17 protein-coding genes are annotated in these 15,891 nt (G+C 53.1%); all 17 read right to left on the bottom strand.

The features are described from left to right. Positions 1–134 precede the first annotated feature (134 nt). The gene (locus tag QMG16_RS16160; RefSeq protein WP_281795903.1) at positions 135–656 is read right to left on the bottom strand and encodes a rhodanese-like domain-containing protein; all 522 of its coding nucleotides are present in this window, start codon (positions 654–656) and stop codon (positions 135–137) included. An 11-nt stretch (positions 657–667) separates the two neighbouring features. Further along, entirely contained in the window at positions 668–1,816 is a 1,149-nt protein-coding gene (gene ahbD, locus QMG16_RS16155) for a heme b synthase (RefSeq protein ID WP_373878753.1), read from the bottom strand. A gap of 323 nt (positions 1,817–2,139) precedes the next feature. Further along, complete coding sequence (hemB, locus tag QMG16_RS16150) at positions 2,140–3,114, bottom strand: porphobilinogen synthase (protein WP_281795899.1); 975 nt, start codon at positions 3,112–3,114, stop codon at positions 2,140–2,142. A 43-nt stretch (positions 3,115–3,157) separates the two neighbouring features. Then, the gene (gene ahbC / locus QMG16_RS16145; protein WP_281795897.1) at positions 3,158–4,345 is read right to left on the bottom strand and encodes a 12,18-didecarboxysiroheme deacetylase; all 1,188 of its coding nucleotides are present in this window, start codon (positions 4,343–4,345) and stop codon (positions 3,158–3,160) included. Between the two features lie 22 nt (positions 4,346–4,367). Further along, a complete protein-coding gene (locus tag QMG16_RS16140) occupies positions 4,368–6,146 on the bottom strand; it encodes an AAA family ATPase (RefSeq protein WP_281795896.1) in 1,779 nt (592 codons plus the stop codon). Positions 6,147–6,272: 126 nt separating this feature from the next. Beyond that, entirely contained in the window at positions 6,273–7,079 is an 807-nt protein-coding gene (murI, locus tag QMG16_RS16135; RefSeq protein WP_281795894.1) for a glutamate racemase, read from the bottom strand. Positions 7,080–7,155: 76 nt separating this feature from the next. Further along, the gene (locus QMG16_RS16130) at positions 7,156–9,201 is read right to left on the bottom strand and encodes a rhodanese-like domain-containing protein (RefSeq protein WP_281795892.1); all 2,046 of its coding nucleotides are present in this window, start codon (positions 9,199–9,201) and stop codon (positions 7,156–7,158) included. Further along, positions 9,194–9,712 carry a YeeE/YedE thiosulfate transporter family protein gene (locus tag QMG16_RS16125; RefSeq protein WP_281795890.1) on the bottom strand — a complete coding sequence of 173 codons (519 nt, stop codon included), beginning with the start codon at positions 9,710–9,712 and terminating at the stop codon, positions 9,194–9,196. The genes QMG16_RS16130 and QMG16_RS16125 overlap by 8 nt, the downstream gene beginning before the upstream one ends. 8 nt (positions 9,713–9,720) lie before the next feature. Next, the gene (locus QMG16_RS16120; protein WP_281795889.1) at positions 9,721–10,389 is read right to left on the bottom strand and encodes a rhodanese-like domain-containing protein; all 669 of its coding nucleotides are present in this window, start codon (positions 10,387–10,389) and stop codon (positions 9,721–9,723) included. A gap of 428 nt (positions 10,390–10,817) precedes the next feature. Beyond that, entirely contained in the window at positions 10,818–11,855 is a 1,038-nt protein-coding gene (locus QMG16_RS16115; protein WP_281795888.1) for a hypothetical protein, read from the bottom strand. Continuing rightward, positions 11,839–12,420, bottom strand: a complete 582-nt coding sequence (locus QMG16_RS16110) for a glycogen-binding domain-containing protein (protein ID WP_281795886.1) — start codon at positions 12,418–12,420, stop codon at positions 11,839–11,841. Before QMG16_RS16110 ends, QMG16_RS16115 begins: the two co-directional genes overlap by 17 nt. Before the next feature lie 52 nt (positions 12,421–12,472). Continuing rightward, positions 12,473–13,078, bottom strand: a complete 606-nt coding sequence (locus tag QMG16_RS16105) for an RNA polymerase sigma factor (protein ID WP_281795885.1) — start codon at positions 13,076–13,078, stop codon at positions 12,473–12,475. A 75-nt stretch (positions 13,079–13,153) separates the two neighbouring features. Then, positions 13,154–13,420, bottom strand: coding sequence for an isoamylase early set domain-containing protein (locus QMG16_RS16100; protein ID WP_281795884.1), 267 nt, complete (start codon positions 13,418–13,420; stop codon positions 13,154–13,156). Positions 13,421–13,635: 215 nt separating this feature from the next. Then, entirely contained in the window at positions 13,636–14,511 is an 876-nt protein-coding gene (gene rsmI, locus QMG16_RS16095; RefSeq protein ID WP_281795883.1) for a 16S rRNA (cytidine(1402)-2'-O)-methyltransferase, read from the bottom strand. Then, entirely contained in the window at positions 14,489–14,854 is a 366-nt protein-coding gene (locus QMG16_RS16090; protein ID WP_281795881.1) for a YraN family protein, read from the bottom strand. The genes rsmI and QMG16_RS16090 overlap by 23 nt, the downstream gene beginning before the upstream one ends. Further along, positions 14,829–15,503 (bottom strand): ribonuclease HII, encoded by a 675-nt coding sequence (rnhB, locus tag QMG16_RS16085; RefSeq protein WP_281795880.1) that lies wholly within the window; start codon positions 15,501–15,503, stop codon positions 14,829–14,831. The genes QMG16_RS16090 and rnhB overlap by 26 nt, the downstream gene beginning before the upstream one ends. Continuing rightward, positions 15,504–15,845: a 50S ribosomal protein L19 gene (gene rplS, locus QMG16_RS16080; RefSeq protein ID WP_281797100.1), complete on the bottom strand. Its 342-nt coding sequence runs from the start codon at positions 15,843–15,845 to the stop codon at positions 15,504–15,506. It abuts the gene before it with no gap. Between the last annotated feature and the right edge of the window lie 46 nt (positions 15,846–15,891).

Genomic DNA, 15,891 nt, shown 5'->3' with positions numbered 1-15,891 from the left:
AAGAGCCCCTGCTTCCTCCCTCAAAAAGGAGAAGGCAGGGGCTCTACTATTTCGTCTTCTTTCCTGCACATCGAGGCGGATTTCTTGGATTCTTAAAAGGAACTTTCCTCACTGGCCCGCGATGAGCCTTATCTCTATTCTTCACCCGTGGGCAGATGGGATTCCTTCCAGAGGGACCAGCCATTGAGAAGGACCCGCACCTCCGTATAGCCCTTTCCCAGGAGGGCAAGGGCCAGATCTTTGCTCAAGGAACAACTTTCACCGTCGCAATAGGTAATGATCAATGTTTCCAGGGGAACGTCCCCCATCACATCCTGGAAACGATTTTCGAAATCTTCCCAGGGGAGATTCCGGGCCCCTGCAATATGGCCGAGCCTGTAGAATTCTTCGGACCGGGAATCCAGAAAGAGGGCTCCCCGAATCACAAAGAGCGCTTTCGCCTCTTCAAGGGAGACGGTGAGGTTTTCATCGGGTTTGGCGGAAGCGAGCTGGGCTTCCATGGACCAGTTTGCCACGAGGGGCAATCCGTCGGGGCGGAATTGATTGAAAAGCAGTCCCACCGCTGCAGCGAGCAGGAAAACGGCCCCACTTTGCCAAATCGCGTGAGGCCAATTTCTGCAGGGTTTTCCCCGTTTATCGGCTCGAGTATCGGACATGTCTTCGATCATCACGATACAACTGAAGAGTCTTTCCTCCCTCTGGGCTGGTAGACGCAGAGAGGTTCAGGAGCCAAATAGTTGCCCGTACTTTCATAGGCCCTTGCACGGCACCCACCACAAACACGCACGTATTCGCACCTGCCGCATTTGCCCTCGTATTTTCCGAAATCCCTCAGATCTTGAAAAATGGGCGATTTCTCCCAGATTTCTCGAAAGGGTTTTTCCCGGACATTGCCGCAATTGAGCTCCAGATATCCACAGGGCTGCACCTGACCGACATGGGAGATGAAGACAAAACCGGTTCCGCCCAAGCACCCTCGCGTAACGGCATCCAGACCGAAAGTTTGAAAATTGACATCCTTCCCCTCGGATTTGGCTCTTTGCCGCAAAATACGATAATAATGCGGCGCACAGGTAGCCTTCAACTGCAGAGGGACCTTGTCTCGCTGGTCGTAGAACCAGTGGAGCGTTTCCTCATACTCGCGCGCATTGATTCCCTGTTCCGCCAGGTCCTTGCCCCGTCCCATAGGAACCAGGAGAAAAATGTGATGGGCCACCGCCCCAAGAGAAACCACCATATCCTGGATGGCCGGCAATTCATGAAGGTTCTGCTTGGTGATCGTGGTATTGACCTGAAAGTCCAGCCCCGCCTCCCTGGCATGGGCCATACCTCTGAGGGCCCCGTCAAAGGCGCCCTTTACCTGGCGGAAAGCATCATGGGACTCGGCAGTAGCTCCATCCAGGCTGATGCTGATCCTCTGTATCCCCGAATCGAGCATCTTTTGGACCTTTTCGGGCGTGACCAGGGTACCGTTAACGGCCATGGTCATGCGGAAACCCTTCTCATTGCCATAGGCCGCAATTTCGAAGATATCGGGCCGCAGGAGAGGCTCGCCTCCGGTGAGGATGACAATGGGTTGAGCAAAAGCCGCGATGTTATCCAGCAACTGGAGGCACTCTTCCGTTTTCAGTTCATTTTCATAGGGACGATCCTGGGCTGCGGCGCGGCAATGGATACATGCAAGGTTACAGCTTCGGGTGACTTCCCATGCCACCAGCCTCAAGGTTCCAACAGCAGCGCCGCGCCCCTTTCCCTCGGGAGAGGAGGAGCGCGGAGAATGAGGATGGGCAGGATGTGAGGACGAATGAGAATGCATCAAAATCCTTCTTTCATTCAATGCCGGCTTCCACGAATCGGGAAGCTGCACACCATACAGGCAAAGTACCAAAAATTGTAAATTCACAGCCATTTCTTTGTAGGAGCGGCTTCCAGCCGTGACAGGAACCGGCAATCGTACACTTTGTCGCGGCAGGATGCCGCTCCTACGAAAACACATGGGTAAACGGCTGCATGATTGCGAAGACCAGTACTAAAAGGCTATCCGAAAACCTACCTCGGCAGCGACACCCCCCTTAGTCCCCCCTCGAGGGGGGAATTGAAGGGGGGTGTCGCAAAGTCCACAGGGGAGCCGGACAGGTTCTATGACGAGAGCAGTTTGGCGGCATCTTTAGCAAAATAGGTCAAAATGAGATCGGCTCCAGCTCTTTTGATGGCGATCAACGTCTCCATCATCACTTTTTTCTCATCCAGCCATCCCTGGGCTGAAGCGGCCTTGATCATGGAGTACTCGCCGCTGACATTGTACGCCGCCACCGGTCGTTCAAATTCCGCCTTCACTCTATAAATCACATCCAAATAGGCCAGAGCGGGTTTTACCATGACCATATCGGCGCCTTCCTCAATGTCCAGGTCCACTTCCCGCAAAGCTTCATCCGTATTGGCCATATCCATCTGATAGGAACGGCGGTCGCCAAATTGGGGGGCGGAGTCGGCCGCATCCCGGAAGGGGCCGTAGAAGGCCGAGCAGTATTTGGCGGAATAAGCCAGGATGGCCACCTGATCGAAACCGTTTTCGTCCAACGCATGACGGATGACCCCGACACGACCGTCCATCATATCCGAAGGGGCCACGATGTCGGCTCCCGCGCGGGCATGAGAAACGGCAACCTTCGCAAGCACATCCAGGGTGGCATCGTTATCCACCTCATGGCCGCGTAGAATACCGCAATGACCATGGCTGGTGTACTCGCACAGGCAGACATCCGTGATCACCACCAGGTCGGGATACTTGTCCTTGATGGCCCGAATGGCTTCCTGGACCACTCCATTCTGGGAATGCGCTTCGCTGCCCCGTTCGTTTTTCTCATGGGGCAGACCGAAGAGGATGATGCCCGGAATCCTCAACTGGACCACGGATTTCAGTTCTTCCAGAAGCTGATCCAGGGAGAACTGATAAACATCCGGCATGGAGCGTACAGGATTTTTCACCCCTTTTCCGGGCATAACAAAAAGAGGGTAAACCAGTTGGTCTACCGTCAGCACCGTTTCACGAATCATGCGGCGTAAATTTTCGGTACGCCGGAACCTTCTCATCCGATACTCAGGAAAATACATACGCTTTTCTTCCTTCCCGCCAACTCGATACGCCGGAATGATTTTATATGGTTTGGGAAATCTCTTCGTCCGTGAGGTAACAGGCGGGATCCGGCGCCCACAGGTCTCCCGTTACTGCTTCGGCTCGCACACGAAAGTTCCCCCCGCAGACATCCAGCCAGCGACAGCTGGCACAGCGCCCTGTCACATATTGCTTCTTGTCTTTGAGCTGCTTCATGAGGGGGTTGGAAAGGTCGCTCCATATTTCACTGAAAGGACGCTCCCGAACGTTTCCAAAAGACTCATGACGCCAGAACTGGTCAGCATGCACCACACCATCCCAACTGATGCATCCGATCCCGCGTCCGGAACTGTTCCCTTCGTTCATCTTCAGGAGTTCGAGCACATCTGCAGCCCTGGGGGATTTCTCCTTCAGCATGCGCAGGTACACATAAGGACCATCGGCATGGTTATCCACCGTGAGCACTTCTTTCGGCTTTCCCCGCCGGTGAAGGTCGGCGGTCCGATCGATAATGAGATCCACCGCTTTTCTCGTCTCTTCGTGGGAGAGATCCTCCTCGATGAGCTTGCTTCCGCGCCCGGCATAGACCAGGTGATAGAAACAGACCCGCGGAATATCCCGTTCTTCCAGGATATCGAAAATGGAAGGAATTTCCTTTACATTCAAACGATTCATGGTGAACCGAAGACCGACCTTTATACCGGCTTCCTGACAGGCTGTAATACCTTCCAGAGCTTTTCGAAATGCGCCCTTGACTCCTCGAAACCGGTCATTGATTTCCTCGAGGCCGTCGAGGCTGATGCCCACATAGGAAAGTCCGACTTTTTTCAATTCCTGCGCCACCGGCCGGGTGATCAGAGTGCCATTGGTGGAAATAACGGCGCGCATTCCTTTCTTCACGGCATATTCGGCAAGTTCCACCAAATCGGGACGCATCAGGGGCTCCCCCCCTGAAAAGAGGACGACCGGAACTCCGAACCGCGCCAGATCGTCCAGAACGACTTTACCCTCCTCAGTGGACAATTCATCGGGAAAATTTTCGTTCCCGGCATGCGCATAACAATGCACACATTTCAAATTGCACCGTCGAGTGACATTCCAAACCACCACCGGTTTTTTGTCCGCGGAAAACTGGAGCAGATGAGAGGGCAGGCTCCCGCTGTGCCGTCCATACCTCAAGGCATCGGAGGGCTCAACTGTGCCGCAATACAACTTTGAAATACCGATCATGTTATTTGTTTCCTTTTGGAGGTTATTTTTCTGTCTCGGAGGGGCTTTGAGGATACCTGCGGAAGTTTTCCCGGATCAGTGCATCCATGAAAGCATCGGGATGGATGACCGCGCCTTTGGGCAAAAAGAATTCCATTTGCCCGCTCCGGTCGGCGATCAGCTTGAAACCGTGGCTATAATCCGTTGAAATTTCAAGACATACAGCGGTAGCCGAAGTGTCTCGAATCAGCGCCTCTTCAATGATCTCGTTTACAGCTTCTTCGTTGAAATGGATCTTGAAACCGTATTTCTCAAAATAATCCGTTTCGAACACTTTGATCTGATTGTATTGCAGTATAATTTCATCGAAAACGGTCTCGATGGAAAGCCCCGTTCTCAAGTGATGGTCCACGACCAGGTCGATCCGTTCAGAACTGAAAACCAGAGGATAGTTCTCTATGTAGTGCTTTTTTCTCTTCAGCATCATCTCGCGAATTCCGCGTTTTTCCTCCTCGAGAATCAGCTCATAAATTCTGTTCCTGTCGGGATCATCCGGATGGGTCAGGATACTTTTCAACTCGCCCTGAGGATCAAGAACCACCTGTCGGGTCACCACAAAAGAACGCACCTTGGACGAGGGGAGACTCTTCTCGAAAGGCAACAGCACCTTTTCAATGACGCTCACCAAACCGCGCGCACCCGTTTTTTCTTCCCCCGCCTTTTCAGCCAGAAGGCGCAGAGCCTCGTCTTCAAACTTGATATCTATTCCATAACAGCGGAAGTCTTCCTTCTTCCCAAGTATAATGGGGTTGTTGGGATTTTTGAGGATTTGGTAAAGATGCTCCACCTCCAGGGGGTCCAACGTCGCCACAACCGGTAAACGGCCCACGAACTCACTTTCAAATCCATAGGAAATCAAATCTTCCGCTTTGACAAACCTTGAAAGCTTCGCATCCTCTTCTTTACTCTGTATGGTTGCCCCGAAGCCGATGCCCTGCCTTTGCAGCCTTTTTCTCACGATCTCGGCAAGACCATTGAAGGCTCCACTCATGATGAAAAGAATGTTCCTGGTATTGACCGTCTGCCGCTCCCGTTTCCCCGTTTTCCTGAAATGTTCGATGGCCTGAAGCTGGGAGATGGGATCATGAGGCACCTTGAGGTCCACTTCCGTTTCTTCCATGGGTTTGAGAAGCGCCCTCTGAACACCGGTCCTGGATACATCCGGCCCAAGAATATTATGAGAAGAAGCGATCTTGTCGATTTCATCTATGTAGATGATGCCGTGTTCCGCCAGCTCGATGTCCTCTCCCGCATCAACGAACAATTCCCTCACGAGATCTTCCACATCCCCACCGACATAGCCCGTTTCGCTGAATTTGGTGGCATCCCCCTTTACAAAGGGCACACCCAGCTTTTGAGCGATCAATTTGACCAGGTAGGTCTTCCCCACTCCGGTAGGCCCGATGAGAAGAATATTGTTCTTTATCCGCCCCACGAGGGGTTCGGTACCTGAACGGGCCTTGCGCCGCTGAAACTTGATCCGATTGTAGTGCGTACAGATCTTGGTGGCCAATACGGATTTTGCTTCATTCTGCTCGATGACATACTGATTCAAATAGCTTTCGAGCTCTTCAGGCTTCATGTCAAACTTGATCTTGTCCACACCGCTTGGGGAACCCGTCTTATCCTGTGAATCCTTCGCTTGGGGCATCATCATGGGCGAGATCACCTTGATACGATAACCGTATTTCTTTGAAAGATATTCACTCAGCTCTTTTTCCAGCTCTTCCTGATCTGGAAATTTCGGGAAATCTTCCGACATTACCACGTCCTTCCAAGTATTTATTCTTCATAAAAATTTATTGAATTCAAAGTAACACGCATTAAATATAAACCCTTGCCCCTGCCATTTCAACCAACTCTACCCTTCCTGAAGAGACGCCCCCAACTACCACTTGATCACACGCACGTTGGAAAGCGTCCGCCCCAGAAAGCGTTCCCCGATGGATTGAAACCTCAGGGGAACATCTGTGACATAGAAACGGTAATCGGGCAAGACACGCTCAGGATTCCATAAATTCTTCTCGCTCAAAACGGCTGCGGTCTGTTCCGCCATGGCCTCGGCGGAATCCACGAGCTGGATGCCCTCTCCGGCAACTTCCTGAAGCAAGGGCTTCAACAGGGGATAATGCGTACAGCCCAAGACAAGCGTGTCGATTTCGTGGCAGAGGACGGGTTTGAGATATTCCTGAGCTGTAAGACGCGTGACCATGTGATCCAACCAACCTTCTTCCACCAGGGGCACAAAAAGGGGGCACGCCTGAGAAAAGATTCGGATTTCAGAATCATACCGGTGAATGGCGCGCGCATAAGCATTGCTGTTGATGGTTGCAGGGGTCCCGATCACCCCCACATATTTCACCCGCGTCACGGCCGCTGCAGTGCGAGCCCCCGCGCTGATGACATCCAGAACCGGCACGGGCGACAGGTCCTGAATCACCTGGTAAGCCACAGCCGCCATGGTGTTGCAGGCCACAATGAGAAGCTTCACCTGCTGCTGCAAAAGGAACTGTGTGATCTCACGGGCATAAAGAGCGATCGTCTCAATGGATTTCACCCCGTAGGGCACACGCGCGGTGTCCCCAAAATAGATAATGTTTTCGAAGGGAAGGCGTTCCATGAGCGCTCGAACCACCGTGAGCCCTCCAACGCCTGAATCGAAGACTCCGATGGGATTGCTGAGCTGAGTTTGCATAAGACCTCGAGAATGATTTTAGAATCGAATCAGAGTTAAAGGGCCTTGCCAGCCTCCCTTTGCCGGGCATCCCGTTTCACTTCGCATCTCCCGCGCCGGTATCGACAGGCAATTCAGGACGTGCCGCCCATTCCGTCCAGCCGGCGTCATACCATAAGACGTTCGGATACCCGAGTAGATGCTTCAGTACGAAGTAGGTCTGACTGGCCTGATGCCCCGTACGACAATGGACGATCACCGTGGAATCCCTGGAAGGAATCAGCGATGCATACGCTGTAGCCAGCTCCTCCCTGGATTTTAAGCGTGAGTACTTGTCCGTCTTGAGTACATCTTCTGAAAAGGGGCGATTTATGGCTCCCGGGATGTGGCCGGCTCTGGCTTCATCGGACTTTTTACCCGCATAGTAATCTGCAGGCCTCACATCCAGAATCACCGCTCCCCCATTTTTTACGAAATCATGGACCTTCAGGTAGTCCACTGTGAAATCATCCACTCCATTACCGACAGGATACCGGGATTCCACGATGGGCGGAAGCGCCGCATCTACCGGCCGGTTTTCCGAAGCCCATTTGTCAAAGCCTCCGTTCAAAACTGCATAGTTTTGGTGACCGAGACGTTGAAAAGCCATGCCCACCAGAGTGGCATCCTGAATTTTGTCGCCCGGTACGATGATGACCCTGTCCTGGGGGTGAATCCCCATCTGGGACAGGTGGAGCGCAAGCATTTCAGACGGCAGGAGCATGGAGGGAACCCCGCGCACAACCCCTCTAAAGCTCTCCACCGACACATAAATCGCACCCGGAATGTGACTCGAATTGTATTCTGGCTGACTCCGCACATCAAGAATCTTCAAATCTTCCCGACCGAGTTGACCAGAAAGCCAGTCCGTTTCCACAAGCCACGGAAGAGTCCTCTCAAAAGGCGAAATCACTCCCCCTTGCGCCGGGACCGTAGATTCCCGAGCGGCAGAAGCATAAAAGAAATTCCTCCAGGCACGGATTTTCCGGGCGAAATCTTCCGGCACAGGCTCCGTTCGCAAAGAAGCAGGTTTGAGGCAGGTTTCCATGAAGCCCGTCAATCCATCGGTGAGGATATAAAGATTTTGGTGGCCCATGCGGAAGAGAGCATCACGGGCCTGGGCTGGGTGAGTCATGCCATTGGAATAGAGGACCGTAATCCCACGATCGGGGAGGGACCTAAGATATTCATCGAGTTGCGTGATAGGAACGTTGACGGCACCGCGAATGTGAAACCGGTTATATTCATCGGGCGTTCTGATATCCACTACTACCAGCCCCGGTTCACCGTTCATGAGCCGGTCGGCCAGTTCTGCCGGTTCCATATGATCCCCGGCTTCCTGCACCAGTTGAAGAAGGCCTTTTTCCATCTCCGCTACTGCGGCTGCCCTTGAGCGAGGGGAAGGCCTTCCTTCCGAAGCCAGATCGAGCTGGGAAGTGGGAAAGATGAAGAGCCCCCCTGCAAAGATCAGGAGGGCGAGGCTGAAGGCTTTGAGGAAAGGGGTATTGAAGCAGGCGCCTCCGGTGGATTTCTTCTTTTCGATGTATTCAGCCCCCCAGAAACAGCCTACCGCCATTAGAGTGAAGAGAAAAGCAAAGGCCGCAAGGGACATTCCCAGAGCGTTATAGACGAAGCGAACTCCGCTTTCCCCCCAGGAATAAAGCGATTTTACCAGGGGAAAAAGTTCATTGAAAAGAACACTCCCCAAAACCGCCCCTAGGAGGAACAGGAGTGCGTCCAGTTTCCCGGAAGCCAGCCCCACGGCTCCAGTGCCGGGACACCAGCCGCTCATGACGAAACCGACTCCGAAAAGAAGCCCCCCAACGACTTGGGCACCATAAACCGTGGGCATGAAATAGAGTTGACTCGGCTCGATCCAGCCCAGTGCGATAAGATAGCTCAACCCCAGCATGGCCGTGATGAGCGCCGTGAACATCACTTTGAGAACCGCCATGTCCCTGAAATAAAATATTCCGGCAAGCCGCCTGGAACTCCCGAAACCTGCTCGCTCCAGGGCAAATCCAAAGAACAGCCCGATAACAAGAGCAGCAACAAAAGCCTGGGGAGATCCAATGGTTCCAGACCCAAAGAAAGTTTCAATCATCCCACTGCCTCCTTACAAAATAAGCGGCGGCGTAGCCTCCCGCGAAAATGCAGACGAGAAAAATGAGGCTTCCGGTAAGGAGCATCGCCCCACCCGTGAGTGCCTGGCCGGATGTGCAGCCCTGGGCCAGCCGGCTGGCAAATCCGACAATGATCCCTCCGCAAAGAGCAAGGCCGGCTCGCAAGCCAGGAGGGGACGCCTTGCCCCTCTCCAGTTTGAATGCAAGCCTCTCCGCCTGAACTGCTGAAAAAAGCCCCCCCAAAAATGTTCCCAGCAGCATGAAGACCAGGTAGTAGCTCATGGGAGAACTCCCCCACCTCCCGAAGTATTCACTGGAAAGAGTGTGGCTCTCCGCCAGCGCCCCCTCGAGAGATGCAGCAAACCGGGCGATGCCCCCCGAAGCTCCCAGCCCCGCCCCCAGAACGATGAAAGAAGCCAGAAGCGTAAAGCCAAGCAATACCCCGGCCAGGTAAGGATTCATAAAATCTTTTCGCATTTGCTTGTTTTTCATCTTCATCCTCAGCACCCCGCACTTGTGGATTTCGGCCTTTGCGGCGCTGGTGGCGCAGGCTGCGAGGGTGCGGCGGGTTTAATCGCTCCTCCCTCGCTCGAAGGAGCGCCCCCTTTCAGAGTTTGAGGGGTTTCAACGGCGCGGCCCGTTCCTGGAAGTACTCCTGTCACTCCCGGAGCGCCTCTCCCTCCCACGGCGTTTCTCAATTCCGATTCGGCCCAATAGGCTTCAACTCCTCCATGCAGAGCCTTGATGACCCGCTGGGTTTTTTGGGAAAGTATGCCGGCAACCGCCATGGCAAGGGAACCGTCACGATCCGCAATGATGAGGGGCCCCACCCCCGTGAGGTACACCGGGTTGGACATGAGCTCCACAATGTCCACATTGATGGAACCCGGCAGTGCGTAATCCGCGAACTGCTGCGGAGGGCGAATGTCCACCAGATCGAAGGTGCCGGGCAGATCCAGGATGAGGCGCTTGAGATCGGACGCAGAAATTCTCTCGGGAAGGCGTAACTCAGGCCTGGAAACGGCTGCACCGGAGGAAACCGCTGCGGCCCCTTCCTGGGAAACCGACTTGGAGTCTTTGATTTCGCTCGCAGGTAGAGTAAAAGTGAAAACGCATGTCTCAGCAAGCAGTACAACCGCAAAGATTTGAACCTTACGCCAAAGCCTCATTCTTTTGCCTCCTTGTCATTTGGGATTTGAACCTCCCTTGCGGCCGAGAAAAAATCGTTGGAATCGGCACTCCGGCCCCACGGGGCCCTTTTCTCTCACGGAAACTGCTGAATGCTCATTGGCCGACATCTGAATCACGCCCTGATGTCCACTCTGTTGCGACTCTAAACACAAAGAATCGATTTTGCAAGTTTTGCCGGGGGGGATTATACGACGGTTGTCACCGAGAGGGACACATAAGAAACGCCGAGTCCATGGACTCGGCGTGGGCGGTCGGCACTATTAATCTCACTGAATATTACAGAATATCTGGATTCAGCTTTTTCGTTACCGTGAAAATACGCTATCTGCAGGTTGAGATTCCTTTACCGACGGTGGACGTCGGGTTTCCAAAATCGACCTAATCGAGAGTAAACGACTACCATACATCATCCGCGTCCACCACCGGAGCCTCCTCCCGAACCTCCACCACCTCCGCCAGCGCCCCCACAGCCACCAGAGCCGCCGGAACCACCTCCTCCACCGGAGCCACAGCCGGAATCACCATGACCAGATTCACCGCCCGTTCCTCCACCGTGGTCCCCGCCTTTTCCACCTTTTCCGTCTGGCCCACCCTCGGTCCCACCGGATGGACCCTTCCCCCCACCCCTTGATCCGGAAAAGCTACCCTTGCCCAACTGAGGACCATGATGGCCAAAATCCTCGGCAGTGACTCCGACCCGCGTTGAAAATTCCCTCAAGGATCCATGCTTTTCCATACCGGCTATGGCGGCGGCCGCAATTTCCTTTTCAGGAACCCCTTTTGCTTTGGCGATGTCGATGGTCCGAATAAAATCCAGTTCATTGGAAATGAAGAAATTTTGTTTCAGCCCCTCAGAAACGATCTCCCTGGAAAGCTTTGCATCAAACGCCATCTGCCTGAGGGAAGCAAAGATTTCCATGCCCTGTGTCAGGGTAGATAACGAAACGCCCGGGTACTGATCCAACATGGTACGGAGTTCTTCTTGTGAAAGCCCACAGTAAAGAGTTTCTGTCAGTCGGATGAGCATTTCATGGGAAACAAGCAGGTTTTGCCCTCGCCTTTTGTTGTGTTCATTGATCAGCGACACCATTTCCCTATAATCATTCAATTTTTTCGCAACCACTTGCGAAACCACATCTGCAGGTATGCGTTTGGCTATCCCTTCATCTATCTTGCTCAAAAGAGGCTGCAGTGGAAGGTCTTCCTTTCCTGCCTGTGTCAAGATGCTCACAAGGTTTGCCATCGCCTCGGATTCCACCTGATTTTCATAACCAATGGTCAACAAACGGTTCAGGGTTGCCGGAGGAATGCCTGCATCCTGAGCTTCGGCCACGGCCGTTGCAAGTCCTTGAGCGTTATCAGCGGCAAAGACATTGCATATCCCCGGGAGAAGAGCCAGGATCACCGGCAACGCAAAAAGCAATCTCCTAAATGTTCTCTTCATGGTGGTTTCCTACTATCAACACCGCATTTCGATTCCCAAAACCATCGTCCTGGTAAAAACCGGCTCGAGGATCCGGAACGATTTTGTCGTCATCGACCTTAAAAGCATATTCATATCGACCTCTTGGAAGGTTTATACTCAGTGTCCACAACTCCTTGCCTTCTTCCTTACGCATCTCATAACCCTGTGCGTTCCAGTCATTGAAAGAACCCACCACCTGCACACGTTGAGCACCGGCCAGGGTCAGGGAAAGGGTTACGGGGATTCCATCGAGCGGTGGAACTTGAGTCGACCGTCCTCCGTTTCCATCAAAAAGGGTGTATATCGAGAGGACAAAAACGCCCATCAATACGCCGACAATCGGCGCAATCCGGAGAGGAGTAAAGGTAATGGACCGAGGCGCTCTGGCCCATCTATAAAACCGGTACCACCATGGCATCTTTTTTGTGCGCACGGCATTCATGACAAAGGGCAGAAGTGATGGCGGCGGATCCAAAGACGGCATTTCACGGACACCGCACTCGATTCGGAGCAATAGATCATCTCTTATCTGTTCGTCACCCATGGCTTCTTTCTCATGATCTCCCCTGACGGGAAAATTTGCCCCTGAACATTTTTTATGCAATAGATCTCTTCTCAGAAAAAGCCGATTGGGACTCATTTCTCTCTCCGCAGCGCTTATCGCTCAGCATTTCCCGGAGCTTTGCAATCCCGCGATGGACTCTCATTTTAGCGCCGCTCACCGAAAGCTCTAAAGCTTCAGCTATATCTTCCATTGAAAAATCCTCCTGATAGCGCAGGATGATAGCTTCCCGGTAATCGACGGGGAGCTGCTGGACGGCTTCCTGGACCAGTCGGGAGTCGAGACTGTCACACAGATTATCTTCTTGCTGCGATGGATGATCCAAACCCGAGCCGGGATCAAAGTCTTCAATGGAATACGTCTGCTTTACCTTCCGCTGCCGCAGAAAATTCTTGGATCTGTTCAACCCTATCGTGTAGAGCCACGGAAAGAATTTCTTCCCTTCCTCAAAACGGTATAGCTGCTCATAAGCCTTGATGAACGTGTCCTGAGCCAGATCCAAGGCATCCGCATGCGAACCGGTCATGCGGTACATGAGATTGAAAATCGGCTTTTGATAGCGTTCCACCAGGACGGCATAAGCATTGGCATCACCGGCCAAAACAGCGGATATTGCTTCCTGATCGTCTGAAGAATTCATCAAACCACTCTAGTCCTCGAATGTGAGAAGCACCTTTCTTCGATTTATACAAACGTGAGCGGCCTGGAGTCACAATCATTCCACGATCAGTACTGAATTTTTTCCATCAAACCCGTTGTCCTCGGAGAGAATCGCTCCGGGGTCTGGGCGCCAGGATTTGCCATCGATCACCAGAACATATTGATATCTCCCAGGAGTGAGGGGAACGCTCAAAGACCACAATCCTTCCTTCTCACTCATGCAGTGCGACCGTTGAGACCACTGATTGAAGCTGCCCGCAACACACACCTCTTTTGCGGTGGGATCAAAATATTGAAACTTTACCGGAACTTGTGCATCCATTGGTGCGGTTCTGTTCCACTGCTGCGCGCAATGGCAAAGGAAAACGGGGAGAAGTATGATAAACAAAAGTCCGAAGATAAATTTTCCGGCAGGATGCAAACCAAACATTGAAATATCCCGAAGTAAGTCCCGAAATTTTATGGAATATCAACTTGAAAGAACGCAAAAACAGATCGATGGAACTTATGGTATTTTAATGATCCACGCATCGAAAATCACGTCTTCTTTATTTTCAGAGCCTCCTGATAAACCACTCTTCGAGATAAATGGTATTGGCTATAGATTTTTTCCGTGGCCTCTTTGACGGATAAATTTGTGACCGAAATGAGTCGACCCAATTCCTCCTTCCAGTCTTCCTCCAACACCTCCGGTTCATTTTTTTCCTGAGCGCCCTGGACCACCAGCACCAACTCCCCCCTCACATTCTCGGAAAAATATTCCAAAGCTTCAGCAACGGTCCCGCGGAAAATCTCTTCGTGCTTTTTGGTCAGTTCCCGGGCGACGGAAATACGTCTGTCCCCCCAACTGTCCAGAATATCCTCCAAAGTGCGTTGTAGGCGCTGAGGGGATTCGTACAGAATAAGAGTCATGGGCACGGCGGCATAGGACGTGAAGAAGCGACGGCGTCCTTTGCCACGGCTCGGAGGAAACCCTAGAAAGGCAAAGGGGTGAGTGGAAAGGCCAGAAACCACCAAAGCGGCGATGAGGGCGGCAGGGCCGGGGATCACGGTGACTTCGACTTCGGCTTCGAGGGCCTGAGTCACAAGCAAGCCTCCGGGATCCGAAATCGCCGGCGTTCCGGCATCCGTCACGAGGGCGATCTTTTCCCCCTGGCGCAGCCGGTCAATGAGTTCAGGACCACGTTCTTCCGCATTATGCGCGTGGTAACTCACCAGCGGTTTGTGTATGTCGTAGTGACTCAGGAGTTTTCGAGTGTGGCGGGTGTCTTCGGCGGCGATAAAATGGACGGAACGCAATGTGTCGAGGGCGCGCAGAGTGATATCCGCGAGATTCCCTATGGGAGTCGCCACCACGTAGAGGATTCCGGAACTCGGGGATTCATCGGTTTTACTCACTGGCTTCAAAGGCATTGACAATCCAGGTCAATTCGGCTTCGCCGCCTTTCCAGAGTATCGCAACCACATCAAAGCGCGCAGGCTGCCGCTCCAGCCCCTTGCTTTTCAAATACCACTGCGCCAGGCGGGTAAGCTTTTTCTGCTTGGTTCGGGACACGGATTCCTGGGGCAGGCCAAACCGATGCGCATAGCGGGACTTCACTTCTACAAAAACGGTGGTCTTCCCGGTTCGGCAAATCAGATCGATCTCTCCGAAAAGGCAGCGGACGTTTCTGGCTACGATTTCCATTCCTTTTTTGCTCAAGAACTCCGCAGCCACCTCTTCGCTTCTTCTACCTTTTTGTTGACGGGTCTCCATCCTCTTTTACCCCGTCTCCACTCACGGCAAGAACTCCTCGAAAACTCAAACGGTGTATGGGGCACGGGCCATATTCCCTCAAAGCCTGGAGATGCTGGGCCGTTCCGTAACCCTTGTTGCGGTCAAATCCGTACATGGGATAGCGTTGGTGATAGTCACTCAACAACCGGTCCCGGTGAACTTTGGCCACTATGGACGCAGCCGCAATGGAGAGACTTCGTTTGTCTCCTTTGGGAATTCCTTCCTGGTGGATTTCCATCCGGAGTTTGTAAGGTCCGTCGATCAGCAGAAAATCGGGCGGGCTTTTGAGGGCTTGGACAGCCAGAAGCATAGCCTGGAAGGTGGCCTGGAGGATGTTGATTCGATCGATTTCTGATGGACCGATGCACCCCAACCCCACATCGCTGGCACACGAAAGAATTTCCCGGCAGCAGGCTTCGCGCTGAGAGGGTTTGAGTTCCTTGGAATCCCGAACTGCCGGCAAGTCCACATCCGGGGGAAGCACCACGGCAGCAGCAACAACTGGCCCCGCCAGGGGCCCACGGCCCACTTCATCGATTCCAGCAACTCTTTTGAAGCCCCGGTCTCGAAGCTGCCCTTCAAAAAAGAGCATTCCCTCCGCCAGGGCTTCCAGAGTTTTTCGCACCACTTAGCGCTTCTCGCGAATACGGGCAGCCTTACCCACGCGATCACGGAGATAGTAAAGTCGTGCACGCCGCACACGCCCACGGCGGAGCACTTCTATCCGATCGATGCTGGGGGAATGTAAAGGGAAGATCCGCTCCACCCCAACCCCGTACGATACCTTTCGCACAGTAAAAGTGGCGCCCATCAGCCCCTTGTGATGGCGGATCACTAAGCCTTCAAACACCTGGATGCGCTCCTTGTCTCCTTCTCGAATCTTCACATGCACTTTGACCGTGTCACCGATCCGAAATGGAGGAATGTCTCCACGCATCTGCTCTCTTTGCACAGTCTCAACCAGCCTCATCCCCATTTTTCGTCCTCCATTCATCTAAATAAATAAGAGAGGCGTC

It is taken from the genome of Desulforhabdus amnigena, from assembly GCF_027925305.1.
GTDB classification, from domain to species: domain Bacteria; phylum Desulfobacterota; class Syntrophobacteria; order Syntrophobacterales; family Syntrophobacteraceae; genus Desulforhabdus; species Desulforhabdus amnigena.
The sequence above is the reverse complement of the archived record's forward strand: the minus strand, read 5'-3'. Positions and strand labels throughout refer to the sequence as shown.